Here is a 21,429-nt window from a genome sequence, read left to right as displayed (position 1 = left end):
AACCGGCGGTTGTGGCCGCGCGCGTGTCGGTTGTTTGCGCGCCGCCCGGGCCGATTGCTTCGATCCCCTCGATGATGAATCGTTCGCTGGGCACCTCGTTCACCCGGCTCTGGTCCGCCTACGCGGTGAGCACCTTCGGCACCTACCTGGCTCTGGATGCGCTACCCCTGATCGCGATCCGCGTGCTGCACACCGGACCGGGCGCGGTCTCGGCACTGGCCGCCGCCGGTCTCGCGGTCGGCGTGTTGCTCGCCCTGCCGCTCGGCCCCTGGGTCGAGTACCGGCCGAAACGTCCGGTGATGGTCGCGACCGATCTGCTGCGCTTCGCCGCCATGCTCAGTATTCCGGTCGCCTTCGCCTTCGGCGTACTCGGTTACGCGCAACTGCTCGTCGTCTCCGTCGTGGTGGCCGCGGCCGATATCGCTTTCCGCGCGGCGAGTGGCGCCTACCTGAAAAGCGTTGTCTCGCGGGAGGATCTGCTCGCCGCCAACGGCAGATTCGAATCCACCACCTGGACCGCGACCGCGCTGGGGCCGCCGCTGGGCGGTACCGCGATCGGATTGTTCGGTCCGGTCACGACCGTCCTCGCGGACGCGTGCAGCTATCTGCTGTCCGCCGCGGCGCTCGGCTCGATCCGCGCCGGCGAACCGCGTCCGGATCGCGGGAAGGCCACGCGCACCCGCGCCGCCGATCTGTTCGCGGGCTGGCGCTATCTGCTGGCCCATCCCGGACTGCGGCCGCTGTTTCTCAACTCCGTCGCCGTGAACGGGCTGATCATGGCGACCGCGCCGGTGCTGGCCGTGCTGATGCTCGGTCGCCTCGGCTTTCCGACCTGGCAGTACGGGCTGGCATTCGGAATCCCCTGCCTGGCGGGCCTGCTCGGCTCCCGGCTGTCGCCCCGGCTGGTCCGGCGGTACGGGGAACGCCGGATCGTCCTGGTCGCCGGCAGCCTGAGGGCCTGCTGGCCGATCGGATTGGCAGGGATCACCGCGGGGCTCGATGGTCTGGTGCTGGTGATTCTCGTCGAGGCCGGTCTCATCGCGAGCATCGGGATCTTCAATCCGGTGATGGCGACCTACCGCCTGCAGCGCACGGATCCGGGAGTGGTGGCACGCATGCTGACGGCGTGGTCGATCACCGGAAAGGCCACCACCGCGATACTGACCGCACTCTGGGGCGTGCTGGCGCAACTCACCGGCCCGCGCACCGCACTCGCCGTCGCCGGTGTGCTGTTGCTGGCCACGCCGTTGCTGCTGTTCCGAGGCGGATACGTCGACGCGGACGACGCGGTGGAACCGCAGCCGGCGCCGGAGCCGATGCGGCAGGGGTGACCGGCGACCCGGGTGATGAGCGACACAGTGCCGGTCCGCTGTTGGGCGCCTAAATTCGTTAATTAGCGAAATGCCGAAGGATGGTGGATGTGCGCGACAGCGGATCGGTCCGCGCGGGAGACCTCGCGGAGGTGAGCGAGGCCGAATGCGAGATGCTCGAGGAATGCAAGGCCCTGGCCAACCGGACCAGGCTGCAGATCCTGCACTGGCTCAAAGACCCGCACGCGAATTTCGCTGAGCTGGAACAGGATTCGGCTGAACTCGGCGTGTGCGTCGGACTGATCCAGCGGCGGGCCGGAACGTCGGCCTCGACCATCTCCGCCCATCTGGCGGTACTGCAGCGCGCGGGCTTCCTCGTCGCCACCCGGCGCGGGCAGTGGACGTACTACCGCCGCGACGAGGCCCGCATCCGGCACTTCACCGACCGACTACACCGCGTGCTCTGATCCACGCACCCCCGAGTACGAAAGGCAGCGACCATGCCTACCGCCACTGGGCCCACCGCCCTGTCCATCCTCGACCTGGCGTCGGTGGCACCCGGCGCGACCGCGCGCGAGAGTTTCGCCAACAGCGTCGCCCTCGCCCAGGCCGCCGAGCGCAGCGGATATCGGCGCGTCTGGTACGCCGAACACCACAACATGCGCTCGATCGCGTCCAGCGCCACCAGCGTGCTCATCGGCCATGTGGCCGAACACACCGAGACCATCCGGCTCGGTGCGGGCGGCATCATGCTGCCCAACCATTCCCCGCTGGTCATCGCCGAACAGTTCGGCACTCTCGAAACGCTCTTCCCCGGCCGCATCGATCTCGGCCTCGGCCGCGCGCCCGGCAGCGATCAGAAGACGATGCTCGCCCTGCGCCGCGATCCGCATTCGGCCGACTCGTTCCCGCAAGACGTTCTGGAGCTGCAGGGATATCTGAGCGGCCGGTCGCGGATCCCCGGGGTGGAGGCCGTGCCGCGTGCGCAAGGCATCGTGCCGCTCTACATTCTGGGTTCCTCGCTGTTCGGCGCCCAGCTCGCGGCGCATCTCGGCCTGCCGTACGCGTTCGCATCGCACTTCGCACCCGACGCACTCCACCAGGCGGTCCAGGTCTACCGCGAGAAGTTCCAAGCCTCCGAACAGCTTTCCGAACCGTATGTGATGGCCGGCGCCAACGTGTTCGCCGCCGAGACCCACGACCTGGCGATCGGGCAGAAGACCGTCTCCTACCGGGCCCGCGCCCGCATGATGATCTCCCGCGGCGCCGGCACGGCGACCTTCACCGACGCGGAGATCGACGCCTTCCTCGCCTCCCCGAACGGCGCCCAGCTGTCCTCGATGACGCGCTACACCGCCGCCGGCACCGCCGACGAAGTGCGCGACTACCTCGACGAATTCGCCGCCTCGATCGGAGCCGACGAGCTGATTCTCGTCCACCACGCCACCGATATCGCCGACCGTGTCCGATCGGTCGAACTGACCGCGTCCGCGATGCTCGCCGAGCGAGCGGCCAACTGAAACGGCCGGGCCCGTTGCTACGGGCCCGGCCGTTGTCGGCTCACCTGGGGTCGGCTACTTCGTGGCCGTCGTGGTCGGCGCCGCCGACGTGGTGGTCGGCTGCGTCGTCGTCGGCTCGGTGGTCGTCGATTGGGTGGTGGGCGATTGGGTGGTGGTCGGTGCCGTGGTCTCGACCGGGGCCGCGACCTGCGTCCGAGCCGGCGGTTCGGCCGGCGCGACGGTGGTAGTCGTGGTGGCCGGGGCCTGCGTGGTGGTCGGCGCCGTGCTGCTGCTGGTGGTCGTCGGCGTCGCGGTCGTCGGCGCGGGCGCAGTGGTGGTCGGTGCCGGGCTCGTGGTCGTCGCCGCCTTGGCGTCCGCCGCCTTGGTGTCCTGGACGGTCTTGTATGCCGCCTGGACGTCGGCCTGGGTCGGCTGCGACTTCGGGTCGATCTGCTGACCCGCCTGCGCCTGCTGCGCCAGATGGGTGAGCCACGCCGCCGCATACTCGGCCGAGGTCATCGGCTTGCCGTTCGCGGCATCCGAATCGCGCCAGTAGTCGAAGTGGTGACCGGTGCCGTTGGGGCCCAGGGTCAGCTGGTACGGATCACTCATGATCACCGGGATCGTGTTCTGGTTCGTGACGATCAGGCCGATGATCTCGTTGAGCACCTTCTGCGGCAGATAGGCCAGCGGCGCCATCTGATCGGTCGAAATCGACTGTGCCGGAGCGGGTGCGGGCGGATTGTCGCCCGGCTTGTAGCCCGGCTCGGACACCTTCAGCAGCACCTGCAGGAAGGTCTCGTTACTGGCCATCCAATTCGGCTGCGATGCGATGTAGGAGAAGGCGTTCATCGCGATCCGGCCCAGCGTGACCGCCACGTCCTGACCCGTCGCGGGCGTCAGCCCCTCGTTCTGCAAGGCGTCGACGTTCAACTGCCGGCCCACGTTCGCGGCCAGCTGCAGCAGCGAAATGTTCTGCGGCGCAGCGCACGTGAGATCGCCTTCGGAGCAGAAGGAGGCGACCTTGCCGTTCAGCGCACCGAAGTCGCCGGCCTGGTCGGGCAGCGCGCCCTGTCCGGAGATCGGCTTGTTGCCGTTCTGGTAGTTCTGATCGAAACCGTCGGGATGGTTGGGATCCTGGGCGCCGGGGAACGGGCCATCGCCCGCGGTACGACCGGCATCCGCCAGAATCACCACGCCCAGAACGTTTTTCGGGTCGACGACATCGTATTTGCCGTCGGCGCCCGGCTGATCGTGGCCGATGCCCATGGCCACGCGGCGCGCGACGTCGGCGCCCTCGCTGTAGCCGACGATGGAGAACTTGGTGTCCGGGCAGGCCTGCGCGATGTCGTGCATGACCTTCTCGGCATTGGCCACACCGGTGTCGACCGCTTGCTCGTAGGTGCTCATATTCGCCGGATACGCGACGTACACCGCGGCATAGGAACCCGGATCGACCTTGTCGGCGGGTGCGTTGACCACCGGATCGACCCAGTGACTGCTGTAATCACTCGACAGCGCCGCCGGCAGCGCATTGCCGTTCGCGTCGACCAGCATGGCCGTCTTGTTCGGGTCCGGGCTGTCGTTGCGACCGGCCACCGAGATGGTCACCATGTCATGACATTCGGTGACCGACGAGGTGAGCCGCGTATCGCGGGTCTCGGGCGTCGCCATCAGGCCCCACGAGGCCGCGACAATGGCCGCCACCCCCAAAACTGCTGGTCCGGCGGCCGCAGAGGCAATGCGGTGCCGTTTGATGAACTCGCGAAGAGCCATGTCCTGATCCCCAATTCGGTCCGACAAGAAAGCGGGACAGGCCCCCCGACGGGCCGTGTGTGTCACGAGAGGTGTCGGGAACCACAGGCCCGGTGTTACCAGCCGGAACAGTTCTGTGATCTGAACCGCGACGTGTAAACACGAAGCCTTCCCGCAGCGATAAGGCCTTTTTCTCCGCCGCGACGACGACCACTTTGACGATCCGGCAAATTTCTTTGCGTTCGGGGCGCGGCACCGGTCACGGTGAGGGCGTGGACGACGGCTTCGAACCGGTAGTGGCAGCGCTGGGACCACGGCTGCGTGAGTTGCGCCGACGTAGCGGCAGGACGCTGGCCGAGCTTTCGGCCGGAACAGCGATTCCGGTCAGCACCCTGTCGCGGCTCGAGTCCGGGCAGCGCAAACCCGGACTCGAACAGTTGCTGGCACTCGCCCGGACCTACCGGATTCCGCTGGACGAACTGATCGGCGCCCCGGCGAGCGGTGACCCCCGCGTCTATCCACAACCGTTCACACGCGACGGCATGACCGTCATCCCGCTGACTCGCAATCCGGGTGGCCTGCAGGTATTCCGCCAGATCCTGCCCGCCGGAGGCGGTCACCGCGAGCCGGCGCCGCGCTCGCACGAGGGTTACCACTGGCTGTATGTGCTCGACGGCCGGTTGCGCGTGGTGCTCGGCGACCACGACCTGATACTCGGCACCGGCGAGGTCGCCGAATTCGACACCCACCTTCCGCACTGGTTCGGCAACGCCGACGCCCGCCCGGTGGAATTCCTGAGCATCCTCGGTCCCCAGGGCGAACGTTTCCACCTGCGAGCGCGCTACCGCCCGAACTGAATTCGCCAGGCGCGGCGGATCGGTGAATCGCTCGTACCATGGCGTCATGCCTGTCCAGCCGGTGTCGCTGGCCGGTGCCGCGATGGATGTCGCGGTGCCGGCGGGGCGGGGTATGCCGGGAGTGAGTATGGCCGGGTTCCGCGGCAGAGCCGGGGAATCGGTCGCGTTGCAGATGATTCCGTATCCGGCGCTGACGGTTTTCATCGATGTCGGTGACGCGCTGGTCGTGGACGGTGATCGCACGGGCGGAGCTCTGGTGGTCGGCCTGCCTCGCGGCGCGTTGCGGGGATCGGGCCGCGGGGTCGACCTGCTGCAGATCCGGCTCTCACCCGTGATCGCCCACGCGGTGCTCGGTGCGGGTGCGGAACTGAACGGCATGGTGGTCGGGCTCGGCGAACTGTGGGGTGGTGAAGCCGTGCGAATCCAGGAGCAACTGCGGGCCACGCGGTCGTGGGATACGCGCTTCGCGCTCGCGCACGCCGCGCTGGCTCGGCGACTCTCCACCGGCCCGGAGGTCGATCCGGAGGTCGAATTCGTTTGGCGGAGACTGGCATACAGCCACGGCCGGGCCCGGATCGAACCGCTGGCGGCCGAGGTCGGCTGGAGCCGTCAGCGGCTGTGGTCGCGCTTTCGCGCCCAGATCGGGATCACGCCCAAACAATGCGCCCGCCTGGTCCGGTTCGACCACGTGGCCCATCGCCTCGCCGCCGGCCACCGCCCCGCTCGCGTCGCCGCCGACGCCGGTTTCGTCGATCAGTCCCATCTCCATCGCGACATCGTCGACTTCGCGGGAATGACCTCCGCTGCCGTCGCGGCCGCACCATGGCTCTCGGTCGACCACATCGCCTGGCCGCGGCGACTGACCGCTACCCGCGAGCCATGTCCACGAAGCGGCTGAGGTGGAGCTGATGGGCGACGGTGATCGTCGCGGTGGGCCCGTTTCGGTGTTTGCCGAGGATCAGGTCGGCCTCGCCGCCGCGCGGGTCGTCGCGTTCGAACGCGTCGGGGCGGTGCAGCAGGATCACCATGTCGGCGTCCTGTTCCAGTGAACCGGATTCGCGGAGGTCGGAGACCATGGGGCGCTTGTCCGTTCGCTGTTCGGGACCACGGTTCAGCTGACTGATCGCGACCACCGGAACTTCCAGCTCCTTGGCCAGTAGTTTCAGGCTTCGGGAGAATTCCGAGACTTCCTGCTGGCGAGACTCGACCTTCTTACCGGATGTCATCAGCTGCAGGTAGTCGACCACGACGAGCCGCAGATCGTGGCGCTGTTTGAGCCGCCGCGCCTTGGCCCGGATCTCCATCATGGTCAGGTTCGGCGAGTCGTCGACGAACAACGGCGCCTCACTGATCTCGCTCATCCGCCGCGCGAGCTTGGTCCAGTCGTCGTCGCTCATCCGCCCGGCCCGCATATCCCCGAGCTTGATCTTCGCCTCCGCCGACAGCAGACGCATCACGATCTCGGTCTTACTCATTTCCAGCGAAAAAATAACGCTCGCCAAGCCGTGCTTGATCGAACAACTCCGCATGAAATCCATTCCGAGAGTGGAGTTGTGCGTGGGAACCATCGAGCGCCCGGCCAGGTAGAGGTGGTCGGCGTTGTCGACCTCGACACAGCGGACCGGGACGCTGGGGATCGGCCGGACATCGACGATGAACCGTGAGTGCGAGCGGGCTGTTCCGGCCGCGCGCCGACGCTGCTTGTGCAGCAGATTCTTCCGGCTCAGACCGAAAACCTCGTCGTCGGTCGCGAACGTGAGGGTATACGCCACCGAACTGTCCGCGGTGCGTCCGCGAACGCTCTTGGTCGATCGGTGGCATCGATATCCGAGGCTGACGATCAGTTCTTCCGCGTCGGAGACCAGTCGTTCGTTCGTCACGGTGAATTGCACCGAACCGCCGTGGGGCACAGTGCCGTCGGTGTCGAGCAGACCGGCCAGCAGCGCCCGCCGCTGTGCTTCGGAGGCACGCAGATAGGCGCTGGGGATGTGCTTGTTCCCCAGGACCCCGATGGTGCGCAACCGTGCCTGCACCGTGCCGGTGGTATCGCGGCAGCTCTGGCACATCCGCAGACCGGTCGAGGGTCGGCCACACTGCGGGCAGGTCGGCCGGGGCGAGGGTGCGGATACGAATCGTGATCGACCACCGCATGATCGGCCGCAGGTCTTCACCTCGGAGGTGAACGGCACGAACTCGGTGCCGCACACAACGCAGTTGCGAGTAGCGATGGGACCGGGTTCGGGCAACCGCAGGCTGTAGCGCAGCGGGGCGCTCGCCGATGGGACTGCGATCAGCCCCTCGTTCTCGATGCGCAGCACGATTTCCGGGTCCGCGGTCGTCAGTTGGGCGGAGGCGGAGGTGCCGTCGCCCAGCCAGGCGCCCAGGGTATACGGCGGAACCAGCAGATCACGCTCCGGCAGCTGCAGCGGCGCCGCGTTGGTGACCGAATGGTTGAGACGCCCGTCCGCGGTCGCGCAGCGAAGCGTTCCGGCGATGTCCGCAGTGGTCCGAACCTCGGCGAATGTCCGCTGATTCCGGTACCGATTGCGTCCGGCCGCGGCTTGCTGCGCAGAGCGCCGTGAGGCGCGTGTTTCGGTGAGCCACTGATGTTCGGCATCCGCGACGATCACCGTGCCGTCGGAGAATTCCACCTCGTAGCAAGGGCGTTCGTACATCGTCTCGGTGGCGGCCACGACCCGAGTCGGTCGTCCGTGCGCGTCGAGCAGGTGGTCTCCGACCGCCACCTCACCCATGGTCGTCCAGCCGGCCGGAGTGGGCAGCGGGGTATCGAGTGCGAGCGCCTTACCCACACCGGGCCTGGCCGCGACGATGATCATCTGGCCGGGGTGCAGGCCGTTGGTGACCTCGTCGAGTTCGGTGAAGCCGGTCGGTACGCCGAGGGAGATGCCGCCGCGGCTGGCGATGGAGTCGATTTCGTCCATCGTGGGCTGGAGCAGTTCCTCCAGGGGCAGGAAGTCCTCGGTGGACCGGCGTTCGGTGACCTCGTAGATCTCGGCCTGGGCGCGGTCGACGACCTCGGCGACGTCCTGGCCCTCGGAGCCGGCGTAGCCGAATTGGACGATGCGCGTGCCGGCTTCGACCAAGCGCCGCAGAATCGCCTTCTCCGCGACGATTTCGGCGTAGTAGGAGGCGTTGGCCGCCGTCGGCACGGTTTGGGTCAGGGTGACCAGATACGGCGCGCCGCCGATGCGTTTGAGTTCGCCGCGGCGATCCAGGGTGGCGGCGACGGTGACCGGGTCCGCGGGTTCGCCACGGCCGTAGAGGTCGAGAATCGCGTCGTAGACGGCCTGGTGCGCCGGGCGGTAGAAGTCGCCGGGACGGATGACCTCGACGACGTCGGCGATGGCGTCCTTGCTGAGCAACATGCCGCCCAGAACCGACTGTTCCGCGGCCATATCGTGCGGCGGCTGCCGACCGAAATCCTCGCCGGGCTGATCGTTGTAGTCCGAGTGCCCGCGATCGTCGACGACTGCCACTCGACCGTCCTCTCTCATCGCACCCGGCCTGATCCCACCCGGCTTCGACCCTATTGATGACTTGTTGTACGCCCGGGTACCGACACGTCGGAACATGGCACGCCGGACGTCGGCGCGGCCATCACATGATCGGAAACCCGCTGTAGCTAACGATTTCTCGTAGCGAGAACCGTGGCGTTCCCGGCGCGTGATGACGGCGCCTGGAAGAACCTAAGGGACCGAGTTGGGGATCGCCAAACCGTCCTGTGGAAACAACTGTGGATAAACTGGGCACAGTTCACCCGCTGTTGTGTAGGCCTTGTGCATCAACTGGGGATAACCCGGTATGCGCAGTGGCTATGACCAGGTGGAACCACGTTTTTTCGATTTCCCACATGTGGATCGAAATCCCGTCGGCGTGTCATTCAAGATGAACAGCCGGGCGTGTTGGGTAAACACCGCTCTCCCACGCTATGGCGCAGATCACATTCCAGACGGTCGGTTCGTCTACTTGTCCACAAATCCCCAGGAGCTGGGTAAAAAGTGAGCACGATGCGTCGGCGGCGAGATCCGGTGCCCGCCGTCACCATCTAGCAAATCTTTCGCAACTCTATCGTGTCGGATCCGATTCCGCCCCGAAATGCGACAAGAGCCGTTGACGGGCCTGTCCGGCCCGGGCGAATGCGCGCAGGCGAAGACCATCCCCGCAGTGACTACGGGGATGGTCTTCGAAGAACTGTGATCCACCGTCCGGAGCGAGCACATCGGCGAACCGATGCGGGACCCCGCCGGACGGCGGAGCGGATATCACTCCGCGGCAGCAACCTGCAGATCGAACTTGGCAATCACGTCGGGGTGCAGGTGCACGGTGACGTTGTGCTTGCCGGTGCTCTTGATGTGCGACTTCGGCAGCTCGATGCTGCGCTTGTCGAGCACCGGGCCGCCGGCGGCCTTGACCGCACCGGCGACGTCGGCGGTGGTGACCGAACCGAACAGCTTGCCGGTGCCGGCGGTCTTCACCGACAGGGACACGCCCTCCAGGCCCTCGATCGCGGCCTTGAGCTCCTTGGCGTGGTCCAGGTCGCGCACGCGGCGAGCGTCCTGCGCCCGGCGGATGCCCTCGACCTGCTTCTCGGCACCGCGGGTGGCGACGATCGCCAGGCCGCGCGGCAGCAGGTAGTTACGGCCGTAGCCGTCCTTGACCTCCACGGTGTCGCCGGGCGCACCGAGGTTGTCCACATCAGCAGTCAGAATCAGCTTCATCGTCTGCCTCCCGTTCTCAGCGAGCCGTGGACACGTAGGGCAGCAGCGCAACCTCGCGAGAGTTCTTCACCGCGACGGCGATGTCCCGCTGGTGCTGCACGCAGTTGCCGGTGACGCGGCGGGCGCGGATCTTGCCGCGGTCGCTGACGAACTTGCGCAGCAACGCCGTGTCCTTGTAGTCGATGACGGCCCCGGTGCCCGAGCCGTCCTTCTTGGCTTTCTTGTCGTCCTTGCAGAACGCGCAAGCCTTCTTCTTCAGCACCTTTTCGCGTGCCGGTGCTTTGGCCATGGGTCTTCACTCCGTTTGCCTGGGAGCCGCATAGCGCGGGCCCCGATATGTGAGCCGTTCAGAACGGCGGTTCGTCGTCCATCTGGCCGCCTCCGAAGGAGCCGGCCGCGGGAGCGCTGCCCCACGGATCGTCGCCGGCGGAACCCTGTCCGCCGCGACTGCCACCGTTGGAGCCGCCGAAGCCCCCACCACTGCCGCCGGAATTGCCGCCGCCGAAACCACCACTGCCGCCACCGCCGCGCGAGGTCTTGTTGACCTTCGCGGTCGCGTAGCGCAGGGAGGGACCGACCTCGTCGACCTCGAGTTCCACGACCGTGCGCTTCTCACCCTCGCGGGTTTCGTAGGAGCGCTGCTTGAGCCGTCCGCTCACGATCACGCGAGCGCCTCGGGTCAGACTCTCGGCGACATTCTCCGCGGCCTCACGCCAAATGTTGCAGCGCAGGAACAGTGCCTCGCCGTCTTTCCATTCGTTGGCGTTGCGGTCGAACACCCGGGGAGTCGAGGCGACGGTGAAATTGGCCACCGCCGCGCCCGCGGGCGTGAATCGAAGTTCCGGATCTGCCGTCAAATTGCCGATGACGGTGATTACGGTGTCGCCTGCCATGGTTCCTCCTGGTCTCCGGTGCGATCAGCTGTGCACTCGCCTGTTGCGCTAGAGCCTAAGGCCAGGCAACGACAAGTGCGGTTTGCTTTCCGGCAGGTATGCCAGGGGTCTTACTTCTTGTCCTGCCGCAGCACCTTGGTGCGCAACACCGACTCGTTCAGGCCCAGCTGACGGTCGAGCTCGCTGACCGTGGCCGGCTCGGCGGTCAGGTCGACGACGGCGTAGATGCCCTCGGCGCGCTTCTCGATTTCGTAGGCCAGCCGGCGGCGGCCCCAGAGGTCGACCTTGTCGATCTTGCCGCCCTGCTGCGAGACCACACTGAGCATCTTGTCCAAGTTCGGACCGACAGTGCGCTCGTCCAGGTTCGGATCGAGGATGACCATCACTTCGTAATGACGCACGGGAACCCATCACCTCCTGTGGACTGTGAACGGCCACGGACTTTCCGTGGCAGGAGGGGTCGTTGCGTCAGCAACCCGACAAGGCTACATGAACAGCCGGTCCGGACCCGAATCCGGGGCATCGGGTGCGAAATGGGTCTCCTTCCCGGGGAATAACGCCGTCCGCGGGGTAGCCCACCTATCGTGGTGCACATGCCGATTCGACCCGCCGATCGTTGGGACCGCGGCGGCGGCGACGGCGTGGCCGCGGAGGTGGCCGCGTGGCCGATGCCGTAGTCCGGGCGCGCGCCACCGGCCGGGTCGCGGCCGCGGCCGCGGTGCTGGCCTGCGCGGTGACGCTGATCTTCGCCTATCTCAACAAGGCCCGCTGCGCGGGCGCGCCGTTCGACGGCGACGGGCGCAGTCTGATCTTCGACCGCATCAAGGATGCCGAGGTCTGCTATTCCGACATCCAGTTCCTCTGGCTCGGCCGCGGCATCGACGAGCATCTGTTTCCGTACGTCGGCGGCGGCATCACCCCCGACGGCACGCTGACCGGTGGCGCCGTGGAATATCCGGTGCTCAGCGGACTGCTGATGTGGCTCGGCGCGGCCGGGGTGCACGACGACGCCGGCTTCCTGCTGCACTCGGCCCTGCTGCTGGCGCCGTTCGCCCTGCTGACCGCCTGGATGCTGGGCCGGATGTCGGGAGCCGTCGCGCTGCTGTGGTCGGTGGGCCCGCCGCTGGTGCTCTACGCCTTCCACAACTGGGAACTCCCGGTGGTGTGCACGGCCGTCGGCGCGGTCTACGTGATGACGACGCTGACTCGATATTCGTTGCGCACCAGGGGAATTGTCGCGGCGGTCCTGCTGGGCATCGGGTTCTGCCTGAAGTTGTATCCAGGGATCTTCGTGCTGCCGCTGATGCTCCACATATTTCTCGGCGAGCCGGACCTCGGCGAGCCGCGGCCGGATACCCCCCGCCGCGGCTACGACCCGGGCGGTGCGCTCGCGGCCGCGGGTGCGGCGATCGCGACGGTGGTGGCGATCAACCTGCCCTTCGCGCTGCTCGGCTACGACGGCTGGCGGGCCTCGTTCATTTTTCAGCAGATGCGCCAGGCCGACATCACCACCAACTCCGTCTGGTACTGGGGACTGCGGCCGATGTTCGCGCAGGGGCAGAGCGGGGAGGCGTCGTTCCAGGACGTCGTGGCGACGGCCTCGCCGATCCTGGTGGTCGTCTCGTTCGCGCTGGCTATCTGGTTGGGGTGGAAGCGTTTTCCCGCACTCGGCTACTACCCGTGGGTGGGCGTGAGCGCGGCGATGCTGTGTGGATTCCTGCTGTTCCACAAGGTGCACTCACCGCAGTACACGCTGTGGATACTGCCGTTCTTCGTCCTGCTCGAGGTGCCGTGGGCGGCGATCGGCGCCTATCTGCTGGCCGATCTAGCGCTCGGCATCGGGGTCTTCCGCTACTTCCATGCCCTGGGCAGCGGGACGGGTGCGGACTTCTACGAGAAACTCGTGCAGTTCGGGGTGTGGGGACGCGCGATACTGCTGGTGTTCTTCTTCTTCGCGTTCGTCCGCGCCCGCCCGCGCGGATATCGGCCGATGGTGTCGCCGGTGGCGCGCGAACTCGTTCCCGCGCGGTGACTTACGGCTTGCCGCGGCGAGCGCGGAACGACGCGCTCTTGGCGCGGTTGCCGCACAGCGTCATATCGCACCAGCGTCGCGAACCCGCGCGGGAGGTGTCGAGGTAGAGGCGTGTGCAGGTGTCGCGGCCGCATTGTTTGATCCGATCGCGATCGGGTCCGCCGAGAAGTTCGATCGCCTCGGTCGCGATCCGGGCGAGGGCGTGATCGCAATCGCCGCGCCGGGTCACGCCGGTGTCGGCACGCAGGGCGATCGAGGGTTTCGGCCCGTCGGCGATCCGATTCACCAGCACGCGGTCGGCATCGCGCCACGGCTCGCCGACGCTCGTGGCCAGGGCCAGGCGGTACACCGCTTCGCGCAGTTCGACCGACCGCGCGAGTGCGGCCGCGTCGCACTGTGCCGCGGAGTCCAGTAGTCCGGCCGCGATCAGCCATTCGTCGAGTGCGGCGGGAGCCGTCAGCAGATCGATGAAACCGGCGTTGCGCTCCTGGACCGTGCCGGCGAAATCCAGGGCCAGGTTGCCGCTGACGAAGGTGAACACCTCCCTATAGTAACCCCCTTGACAGGTTAGTTGCCCCGATGTCAGGGTTGATAACCAGTTGAAGCGGTTACTTGGGAGGCGTCGTGCGGAACCGACTGATGGAGACGGCCGCGCCCGCGGCCTTCGTCGTGATGTGGAGCAGCGCGTTCATCGCCGGCATCATCGGCGTCGGCGCGGCGCCGCCGATGGTGGTGCTGTTCGCACGCTTCGCCTTCGCCGGGGTGGCCTTGGCCGCGTATGCCGTTGCCGTGCGGGCGACATGGCCGCGTGGCCGGGAACTACTGCATGTCGCCGTCGCCGGCTTGCTCATGCAAATGGTGCAGTTCGGGGCCTTCTACACGGCCATGGCCGAGCATGTGTCCGCGGCGGTGATCTCCCTGGTACAGGGATTGAATCCGGTGGTGATCGCACTGTTCGCCGGGACCGTGCTCGCGGAGTCGGTCACCGTGCGGCAATGGATCGGATTCGGTGTCGGCGGCATCGGGGTCGGACTGGCCGTCTTCGATCAATCCCATTTCTCCGCAACGGGTTTGGTGCTGTGTGTGCTCGGCCTGCTGGGCCTGAGTCTCGGCACGGTCTATCAGAAGCGTTTCGTGCCGCAGGTCGACCCTCGCACCAATACCGCTGTGCACGTTCTGGTCAGCGCGCCGGTGGCCGGAATCTTCATGCTCGCGAGCGGCAGTACCCATATCGCCGATCCCCTTCGGTTCGCCGGCTCGCTGGTGTGGATGGTGGCGATCAACGCCGTCGCGTGCTTCCTGTTGCTGAACGCCATGCTGCGGCGCTGGGACGCCACCCGTGTCGGCAAGCTGTTCTTCGTCACCCCGCTGGTCACGGCGGTGCTGGCCTGGCTGCTGATCGCACAACCGTTGCGCCCGTCGACGATTGCGGGCCTCGGCGTCGGCCTGATCGGGATGGTGCTGGCCTCGCTGCGGTCCGGAACCCGGCGGGATGCCGCGCCGGCCGGGGAGCCGACATCGCCGGTACCCGGCGGTGTCCGGGAGCATCGGGCGGGCGTGGCCGCCTGACGTGCGGGCGCGCCCGACCGGGCGTTACTGCGGCTCGCCCCGCGCCGCGCTGATCACGCCGTCGAGCACGTCCCTGGTGCGGACCAAATCCTTGATGCACGCCTCGATGCGCTTGCGTTCGGCGGCAAGGGTTTCCGTGAGCCACGGTGTCGCGGTCGCCGCGGGCGTGCCGTCGGTGTCGTTGATGCACGGGAGCAGTTCGGCGATGGTGCGGCTGTGCAGTCCCGCGGCGAACATCTCCTGAATGCGAACGACACGGTCCACTGCCTGCTCACGGTATTCGCGCTGACCGCCGGAGGTCCGGGTCGAGGCGAGCAGGCCCTGGCTCTCGTAGTACCGCAACGACCGCACGCTGACGCCCGTGCGTCGTGCCAGTTCACCGATGCGCACCGGTTTCTCCTTGCACCTCACATTGATGTCAGGTTCTACGGTACGCGCATGCTGTTGCTGACCGACTATCACGCACACCACCTGCATCTGCCCAATCGCGTCGTGATGGCGCCGATGACTCGGCTGCGCTCCCGTCCCGACGGTTCACCCACCGCCGATGTGGCGACCTACTACGCCCAGCGGGCGGAGGCCGGACTCATTGTCACCGAGGGCATCTGGCCGCATTCCAGCGGGCAGAGCGAGGCGTGGGTGCCGGGCCTGGCCACCGAGACGCACATCGCCGAATGGCGCCGGGTCACCGACGCCGTCCACGGCGCGGGCGGCCGGATCTTCGCCCAGCTCATGCACGGTGGCCGGTGGGGCCATCCGCTCGCCCGGATCGACGGCACCCTGCCGGCCGGTCCGTCCGCGGTGCCGGCATCCGATCCGGTCCACCTGCTCGACGGCGGGAAGGCCCCGGCGCCGCACCCCCGTGCCATGACCCGCGCCGAGATCGCACAGGCCGTCCAGCACTACGCCGATGCCGCCGCCAACGCGCTCGCCGCCGGATTCGACGGTGTCGAAATCCACGGGGCGAACAGCTATCTCGTTCATCAGTTCCTGGCCGACAACACCAATCTGCGCACCGACGAATACGGCGGCACGATCTCCAATCGTATGCGATTCGCACTCGAGGTCACCGATGCCGCTGCCGCGGTGGCGGGTTCGCATCGAGTCGGGATCCGGCTGTCCCCGGGCAATCCGCAGTTCGGGATGCGCGAGGCAGATCCGGCGCCGCTCTATCGCGCCCTGGTGGGTGAACTCGCCGGGAGAGATCTCGCCTATCTGCACCTCACCGACAACGACGACTATCCGGCGCTCGACGATCTGCGTCCGCGCTGGAACGGCACACTCATCGCCAATGTCGGCGAGAACCGCACGCCGACCACACCGGCGGCGGCCGAGCGGGTACTCGCCGACGGCCGAGCGGATCTGGTGTCCTTCGGGCGCGCCTTCATCGCCAACCCCGATCTGGTGTCGCGGATTCGGCACGGGCGAGCGCCGGCACCGGTGCGCGAGGATGGTCTCTACGGCCGGGGACCGATCGGATACACGGACTACCCGTCCTGGACCGACCGCGACGAGTGGGTCGCTTGAACGGCGATCACAGCGCCGATGACCGCCCCGTTCGCATGCCGTCGGCTCGCTCATCTCGGGCTTCGTGGCATGCGTTGCGACGGGCATCGGCGTGTTCCATTGTCACAGAACCGCACCCGGTTCGGTGCCGGGGTTCCGGGATTACTGCCAGCGGGCCAGCAACCGGTTCGCCTCGGTGCTCAGTGCGCGTTGCAGGAAAGGCCCGAAACTGACTCGGGCAACACCCAATTCGGCGAACCACGCCCGATCGCCCTGATCCGGCAGACCGATGGCGTTGACGGGCAACGGAAGTTCGGCACAGAGCCGGCGCAGGATCTCCGGATCGCGCTGGCCCACCGGATACAGCACGTCGGCACCCGCGTCGGCCGCCAGCCGCATCCGCTCCAGCACCCGCTCCACGCGATCCGGGGTGTTCTGGTCCTCGCGCAGGAACAGATCGGTGCGGGCGTTGACCACCACGTGCACACCGGCGGCATCGGCCGCCTGCCGCAGTCCGGCAACGAAGTCGGCGTGCTCGCTCGGCTCACGCAGGCGGCCACCCTCGCTGTGCACCGAATCCTCGATGTTGAGGCCGACCGCGCCCGCCTCCAGCAGCCCGTCGATCAGTTGTGCCGGCTTCAGGCCGTAGCCGGATTCGATATCGACCGAGACGGGAATGTCCACGGCCGCGGTGATTTCGCGAACCCGGGCCATCGACTCGGGATAGGTCATCCCCTCCTGATCCGATTTGCCCAGCGAATCCGCCAGCGGATGGCTGCCGACGGTCAGTGCGGCGAAACCGGCCGCCTGCACCAGATTCGCGGACCACGCGTCCCAGACGGTCGGCAGAATCGCCGGGTCGCCGGGGCGGTGCAACTCGAGGAAGGTGGTCGCCTGCTCGCTCAATGCGGTCATGTGTCGATCCTGGCCCATGAGCGGGTGTTCGCGCCAGAGGCCGGATACGGCGCCCTGGGTTGCAGGGCCGACGGCAACCACGGCAGCGCCGGGTCCTGCGCGCGGTCCAGAATTCCGCCCACCGGATCGTCGGCGCCGTCGCTTCGCACGAGGTCCAGGTCGGGCCGGTAGATCTGGCGGACCACCAACGCGCACAGGCCCACGACCGCGAGGTCGCGGATCAGGACCGCGCTGGTGAACCACTGTTCGGGGACGCCCTTGTCCTCGGTGCCGAGGTAGTAGTACATGCGCGGGAACCACACCAGCGCGTCGATCGTCATCCATGCCAGCAGGATTCGCCGGTGCGGCAGGGCCAGCACCGCCAGCGGCACCAGCCACAGTGAATACTGCGGACTCCACACCTTGTTGGTCAGCAGGAACGCCGCCACCACCAGGAAGGCCAGCTGTGCCACCCGGGGCCGGCGGGCGGCGGTCAGCGCGATGTAGCCGATCACCGCGCAGGCGGCCGCGAACAACACCAGCGACACCGTATTCAGTGCGGTCGGAGTGTCGGAGGAGGCGAGTGGACCGTCGAAACCCTGCCAGCCGGTGAAGGAGGTGACCACGTTGTAGAGCGAATCCGGATCGGCATGGCGTTCACTGTTGAGCCGGAAGAATTCCCACCAGCCCTCGGTGAACGGCACGGCGATGGGCAGATTCACCGCCAGCCAGGCCAGCACCGCCGACACCACCGTCACCAGCGCCGCGCGCAGCGGGCTGATCCGCGCCCCGGCCAGATAGTCGCGCAGCGCGGCGATCACGTTGTTGCCGTTGCGCCGCAGCTGTTCTCGCAGGCCCGGCAAGCGGTCGCGGCCGTCGACGCGCAGGCACAGCACCACGATCGGGCCCAGCAGCAACAGCGGATACAGCTTGGCCGCACCGCCCAGCCCGAGCAGTATCCCGGCCAGGACCGGTCGCCGCCTGGCCCACGCCAGCAGGCCCGTGGCCGCGAAAGCCGTTGCCAGGGCGTCGAAATTGGTGAATATGTGCACGAGCACCAGCGGTGAGAGGGCCACCAGCGCGGCATCCCAGATGCGGCGGCCCGAGAGCATCGCCGACGCCCACACCGTCACCAGCCAGGCCAGTGCCAGTCCCACGGCGACGACGTTGAAATACACCACCACCGACAGCGCCTTCGGCAACGGCAGCGACATCCAGATGTTGGCGACCTCCATCGCCAGGTACTGGTAGAGGCCCGACAGCACCGGATACTCCATGTACCGGGTCTGCAGCTTGCCGTCGGGACCGACCTCGGTCCACTTCTTCTTGTAGGGGAACGCGCCCTCGTCGAGATGCTCGGCGCCGTAGAGCGGCACCGTGTCCGAGTAGCACATGGCCACGTACTGGCGGCCGTTGTTCCAGTCGAGGGTGAGATGGCCCTCCGAGGTGGTCGTCTGCTGGATGCAGCCGGCCTTACCGGCCCAGCCGAAGGCGAGGAACACCACCGCGAAGGCCAGCAGGATGCGCAGCGGAGTCCAGAAGCGGGCCCTGCCGATCAGGGCGTGGTCGCCGACCGGGCCGCCGATCGTGCTGCTCAACTGCGCGGTCATCGAATCGGTGCGGCTGGGTTTGTCCCGGCGGGCCGCCGACCTCCGATCCGCCGCGAGGGGCGCCGCGGAAACGAAACCGGTGGCGGTCTCGACACCTTCGTCACCGAACGTCGAGGCCGCCACCGGCTGTTGTTCACTCACGCCACCCGAGGCTACCGGTGACTGTTGGTGTACCCGTCTCCTGTCCCGTCGGTACTGTTGCCGACGCCCGCACCCGGACGCTGGGACCGTGAATTGCCGCTGGTGTCACCGGAGTTGGAGGTGCTCGGTGACGTGCCGTCGGCGGGCGCCACCGGTTGCCCTGGCAGCGGCCCCGTGTCCTGCGACTGCGGCTGGTTCTGCTGCGGTTGTGACCGCGGGTTCGGCTGGATGCCCGGCACCGGAATGGTGATGCCCGGCAGGATCTCGACCTGCGACGGCTTCACCACGACCGGCGGCTGATACTCCTGCTGCGTGGTGCTCGGCGCGGTGTAGGGCGCCGAGAAGGACGGCACACCGGCCTGACCGCCGATCGCGGCCGGCTTCGGGAAGTTCTCCTTCGGCGTCCCCTCGAGCGCGCCGTCCATGGTGTCCTTCCAGATATCCGACGGCAGGCCGGAGCCGTACATGATCGAGCCGCCGGGCGTCTTCAGCGCGACACCGTCCGCGGTACCCACCCAGACCGCTGTCGACAGCGACGGGGTGAAGCCGATCATCCACGCGTCCTTGTTCTGACCGGTGTCACCGAGCTGGGTGGTACCGGTCTTGGAGCCGGACAGCCGGCCGCCGGCCAGGCCGTGGTTGCGGGAGGACGCGGCGATCGGTTGCATCGCCGACGAGAGGTTGTCGGCGACCGCTGCGGAGATCCGCTGCTCCCCGGCGACCTGTCCGCGGTCGAGCAGCACCTGACCGTCGGCCGTGACGACCTTCTGCACGAAATGCGGCTTGTGATACACACCCGAGGCCGCGATGGTCGCGTACGCGGAGGCCATATCCAGCGGCCGCACCTGGTACTGACCGAGGATGATGCCGTTGTTGGGCCCGGAACCATCGGGTTCGGTCAGGGTCTGGCCCACACCCGGAATCGTGTCGGGGATGCCCATCCGATGCGCCATCGCCGCGATCTTGGCCGGGCCGTCCGGCATATCGAGTTCCATGCGGTAGAAGCTGGTGTTCAGCGACCGCTTGAGTGCCTCGGCGATGGTGCAGGTGCCGCAGGTTTCGCCTTCGGCGTTGGTGATCTTGATGCCGTTGACGGTCAGATCGGAGCTGTCGTACATCGTCGACAGCGGCTTGCCGAGCTCCAGATTCTCGGCCAGGCCGAAGACCTTGAAGGTCGAGCCGGACTGCAACCCGGCATTGGCGAAGTCCCAGCCGGTTGCGTTGTCGCCACCGTAATAGGCGCGCACCGCACCGGATTTCGGATCGACCGAGACGACCGCGGTCCGGACCTCGTCGCGTTCACCCTGCATGTTCTTGTGCACGGAATCGATCGCCGCCTGCTGGGCCTTCTGATCGATCGTCGTGGTGATCTGCAGACCCTCGGTGTTCAGCTGGGTATCGCTGATGCCGGCCTCGGACAGCTCGCTGAGCACCTGCCGCTTGATCAAGCCGTTGGGGCCCGCGGTCTTGTTCTCGCTGTCGTCCTTGGCGCTGGACGGCAGAACCTTGGGATACACCATCTTGGCGCGTTCGGCGGCGGGTACGGAACCGGCCTTGACCATGCCGTCGAGGACGTAGTTCCAGCGCTGTTCGGCGCCCTTCGGGTTGTTCTCCGGGTCCAGGCCGTACGGCTGGTTGATGGTGGCGGCCAGCATCGCGCCCTCTTCGACCGTCAGCTGTTCGACCGACTTGCCGAAATAGGCCTTGGCCGCGGCGTCGATACCGAAGGTGCCGCGACCGAACGGGATCGTGTTCAGATACGCGGTGAGGATGTCGTCCTTACTCCACTGCCGCGCCATCTTCGCCGAGATCACCAGCTCGCGCATCTTGCGGCTCAGCGAATGCTGATTGCCGACCATCGCGTTCTTGACGTACTGCTGGGTGATCGTCGAACCACCACCGGCGGTGTCCTTGCCCATCAGGTTGTCGCGCGCGGCACGGGCGAAACCGCTGATGGAGAAGCCCGGGTTGGAGTAGAAGTCCCGGTCCTCGGCCGCGATCACCGCATTGCGCACGTGCGGCGGGATCTGGTCGATGGTGACGTCGGTCCGGTTACCTTCCGGCGGAACGATTCTGCTGATCTGCGTGGTGCCGTCGGAGGCCAGGATCGTGGCGACCTGAGGGGTTTTGAGATCGCCCGGCTGGGGTATCGAGACCGTCGTGTACGCGATCAGGAAGACCGCGCTCGGCACCACGATGGCCAATGCCACCAGGACATAGATCACTCGGCGCACGATGCGCCACGGGGATTTCTTCTTGGTCTTCGGGCCCTTGCCCGCTGATCCACCCGGACCGTCACCGCCGCCGTTGCCCTTGCGCGGCGGCGGACCCGACGGGGGCGTACCGCCGGCAACCGCGCGGCGTCCGCCGGTGCCCGGACCGGATCCGGGACGCGTCCCGGCGCCACCGGGAGCCGACCGGTTGGCCGCGGTCGAGCGCGGGCCGCGCTGCGCCATCGCCTCACCGAGGGTTCCGGCCGCGATCTTCTGGGTGGCCTGAGGTTTCTGCTCGCCCGGTTTGGCGATCTTCTGCGTTGCCCCCGCCCCCGGACGCGGTGCCGGGTTCGCGGGACGGCGCGGCGGGCCACCGGCCGGATTCGGCTGACCGCCGCGCACCGTGGGCTG

At 67.5% G+C, this 21,429-nt stretch carries 19 protein-coding genes; 8 read left to right on the top strand and 11 right to left on the bottom strand.

The window, feature by feature from the left end:
• Positions 1-71 precede the first annotated feature (71 nt).
• The 3 genes from NN2_RS15580 to NN2_RS15570 all read left to right on the top strand — a co-directional run bounded on the left by NN2_RS15580 (position 72) and on the right by NN2_RS15570 (position 2,830).
• Positions 72-1,331, top strand: coding sequence for an MFS transporter (locus tag NN2_RS15580; protein ID WP_063014318.1), 1,260 nt, complete (start codon positions 72-74; stop codon positions 1,329-1,331).
• Between the two features lie 89 nt (positions 1,332-1,420).
• Positions 1,421-1,777, top strand: a complete 357-nt coding sequence (locus NN2_RS15575) for an ArsR/SmtB family transcription factor (RefSeq protein WP_227463096.1) — start codon at positions 1,421-1,423, stop codon at positions 1,775-1,777.
• A gap of 33 nt (positions 1,778-1,810) precedes the next feature.
• Positions 1,811-2,830: an LLM class flavin-dependent oxidoreductase gene (locus tag NN2_RS15570; RefSeq protein ID WP_063014316.1), complete on the top strand. Its 1,020-nt coding sequence runs from the start codon at positions 1,811-1,813 to the stop codon at positions 2,828-2,830.
• A gap of 54 nt (positions 2,831-2,884) precedes the next feature.
• Here NN2_RS15570 and NN2_RS15565 read toward each other — a convergent pair whose 3' ends face one another.
• Positions 2,885-4,585 (bottom strand): cutinase family protein, encoded by a 1,701-nt coding sequence (locus tag NN2_RS15565; protein WP_063014314.1) that lies wholly within the window; start codon positions 4,583-4,585, stop codon positions 2,885-2,887.
• 251 nt (positions 4,586-4,836) lie between these two features.
• Here NN2_RS15565 and NN2_RS15560 point away from each other — a divergent pair, with 251 nt between their 5' ends.
• Positions 4,837-5,421 carry a helix-turn-helix domain-containing protein gene (locus NN2_RS15560; protein ID WP_063014312.1) on the top strand — a complete coding sequence of 195 codons (585 nt, stop codon included), beginning with the start codon at positions 4,837-4,839 and terminating at the stop codon, positions 5,419-5,421.
• A 46-nt stretch (positions 5,422-5,467) separates the two neighbouring features.
• The gene (locus NN2_RS15555) at positions 5,468-6,319 is read left to right on the top strand and encodes an AraC family transcriptional regulator (RefSeq protein ID WP_063014310.1); all 852 of its coding nucleotides are present in this window, start codon (positions 5,468-5,470) and stop codon (positions 6,317-6,319) included.
• Here the strand turns inward: NN2_RS15555 and dnaB are convergent.
• The 5 genes from dnaB to rpsF all read right to left on the bottom strand — a co-directional run bounded on the left by dnaB (position 6,288) and on the right by rpsF (position 11,454).
• Positions 6,288-8,918 (bottom strand): replicative DNA helicase, encoded by a 2,631-nt coding sequence (dnaB, locus tag NN2_RS15550; protein WP_063014308.1) that lies wholly within the window; start codon positions 8,916-8,918, stop codon positions 6,288-6,290. The genes NN2_RS15555 and dnaB overlap by 32 nt on opposite strands.
• A 786-nt stretch (positions 8,919-9,704) precedes the next feature.
• Positions 9,705-10,160: a 50S ribosomal protein L9 gene (gene rplI / locus NN2_RS15545; RefSeq protein WP_030514150.1), complete on the bottom strand. Its 456-nt coding sequence runs from the start codon at positions 10,158-10,160 to the stop codon at positions 9,705-9,707.
• Between the two features lie 16 nt (positions 10,161-10,176).
• Positions 10,177-10,449 (bottom strand): 30S ribosomal protein S18, encoded by a 273-nt coding sequence (gene rpsR, locus NN2_RS15540; RefSeq protein ID WP_025353551.1) that lies wholly within the window; start codon positions 10,447-10,449, stop codon positions 10,177-10,179.
• Positions 10,450-10,507: 58 nt separating this feature from the next.
• On the bottom strand, positions 10,508-11,053 hold the full coding sequence (locus NN2_RS15535; protein ID WP_063014306.1) for a single-stranded DNA-binding protein: 546 nt from the start codon (positions 11,051-11,053) through the stop codon (positions 10,508-10,510).
• Between the two features lie 110 nt (positions 11,054-11,163).
• Complete coding sequence (gene rpsF / locus NN2_RS15530) at positions 11,164-11,454, bottom strand: 30S ribosomal protein S6 (RefSeq protein WP_030514152.1); 291 nt, start codon at positions 11,452-11,454, stop codon at positions 11,164-11,166.
• A gap of 260 nt (positions 11,455-11,714) precedes the next feature.
• On the opposite strand from rpsF, the gene NN2_RS15525 reads away from it, so the two are divergent.
• Positions 11,715-13,085, top strand: a complete 1,371-nt coding sequence (locus tag NN2_RS15525; RefSeq protein WP_063014304.1) for a glycosyltransferase family protein — start codon at positions 11,715-11,717, stop codon at positions 13,083-13,085.
• A gap of 1 nt (position 13,086) precedes the next feature.
• Here the strand turns inward: NN2_RS15525 and NN2_RS15520 are convergent, their stop codons facing one another.
• Positions 13,087-13,626: a CGNR zinc finger domain-containing protein gene (locus NN2_RS15520; protein WP_063014302.1), complete on the bottom strand. Its 540-nt coding sequence runs from the start codon at positions 13,624-13,626 to the stop codon at positions 13,087-13,089.
• An 83-nt stretch (positions 13,627-13,709) separates the two neighbouring features.
• On the opposite strand from NN2_RS15520, the gene NN2_RS15515 reads away from it, so the two are divergent.
• Positions 13,710-14,654 carry a DMT family transporter gene (locus NN2_RS15515; protein WP_231983120.1) on the top strand — a complete coding sequence of 315 codons (945 nt, stop codon included), beginning with the start codon at positions 13,710-13,712 and terminating at the stop codon, positions 14,652-14,654.
• Positions 14,655-14,678: 24 nt separating this feature from the next.
• Here the strand turns inward: NN2_RS15515 and NN2_RS15510 are convergent, their stop codons facing one another.
• Entirely contained in the window at positions 14,679-15,044 is a 366-nt protein-coding gene (locus NN2_RS15510; protein WP_063014400.1) for a MerR family transcriptional regulator, read from the bottom strand.
• Positions 15,045-15,092: 48 nt separating this feature from the next.
• On the opposite strand from NN2_RS15510, the gene NN2_RS15505 reads away from it, so the two are divergent.
• Positions 15,093-16,181, top strand: coding sequence for an alkene reductase (locus NN2_RS15505; protein ID WP_063014300.1), 1,089 nt, complete (start codon positions 15,093-15,095; stop codon positions 16,179-16,181).
• 141 nt (positions 16,182-16,322) lie between these two features.
• On the opposite strand, the gene NN2_RS15500 is transcribed toward NN2_RS15505, so the two are convergent.
• The 3 genes from NN2_RS15500 to NN2_RS15490 are packed head-to-tail and all read right to left on the bottom strand — an operon-like array spanning position 16,323 to position 21,261.
• Entirely contained in the window at positions 16,323-17,075 is a 753-nt protein-coding gene (locus tag NN2_RS15500) for an isocitrate lyase/PEP mutase family protein (RefSeq protein WP_063014298.1), read from the bottom strand.
• Positions 17,072-18,787, bottom strand: coding sequence for a glycosyltransferase family 87 protein (locus NN2_RS15495; protein WP_063014397.1), 1,716 nt, complete (start codon positions 18,785-18,787; stop codon positions 17,072-17,074). The genes NN2_RS15500 and NN2_RS15495 overlap by 4 nt, the downstream gene beginning before the upstream one ends.
• A 29-nt stretch (positions 18,788-18,816) precedes the next feature.
• Positions 18,817-21,261, bottom strand: a complete 2,445-nt coding sequence (locus tag NN2_RS15490) for a transglycosylase domain-containing protein (protein ID WP_063910774.1) — start codon at positions 21,259-21,261, stop codon at positions 18,817-18,819.
• Positions 21,262-21,429 lie beyond the last annotated feature (168 nt).

Source organism: Nocardia nova NBRC 15556, from assembly GCF_001613005.1.
GTDB lineage: Bacteria > Actinomycetota > Actinomycetes > Mycobacteriales > Mycobacteriaceae > Nocardia > Nocardia nova.
This window is presented reverse-complemented; position numbering and strand designations above follow the sequence as displayed.

Coding starts and splice junctions, on each gene's coding strand:
- NN2_RS15580 (WP_063014318.1), top strand. CDS start 72: ATGATGAATCGTTCGCTGGGCACCTCGTTCACCCGGCTCTGGTCCGCC.
- NN2_RS15570 (WP_063014316.1), top strand. CDS start 1,811: ATGCCTACCGCCACTGGGCCCACCGCCCTGTCCATCCTCGACCTGGCG.
- NN2_RS15565 (WP_063014314.1), bottom strand. CDS start 4,585: ATGGCTCTTCGCGAGTTCATCAAACGGCACCGCATTGCCTCTGCGGCC.
- NN2_RS15555 (WP_063014310.1), top strand. CDS start 5,468: ATGCCTGTCCAGCCGGTGTCGCTGGCCGGTGCCGCGATGGATGTCGCG.
- rplI (WP_030514150.1), bottom strand. CDS start 10,160: ATGAAGCTGATTCTGACTGCTGATGTGGACAACCTCGGTGCGCCCGGC.
- rpsR (WP_025353551.1), bottom strand. CDS start 10,449: ATGGCCAAAGCACCGGCACGCGAAAAGGTGCTGAAGAAGAAGGCTTGC.
- NN2_RS15535 (WP_063014306.1), bottom strand. CDS start 11,053: ATGGCAGGCGACACCGTAATCACCGTCATCGGCAATTTGACGGCAGAT.
- NN2_RS15505 (WP_063014300.1), top strand. CDS start 15,093: ATGCTGTTGCTGACCGACTATCACGCACACCACCTGCATCTGCCCAAT.
- NN2_RS15500 (WP_063014298.1), bottom strand. CDS start 17,075: ATGACCGCATTGAGCGAGCAGGCGACCACCTTCCTCGAGTTGCACCGC.
- NN2_RS15490 (WP_063910774.1), bottom strand. CDS start 21,261: ATGGCGCAGCGCGGCCCGCGCTCGACCGCGGCCAACCGGTCGGCTCCC.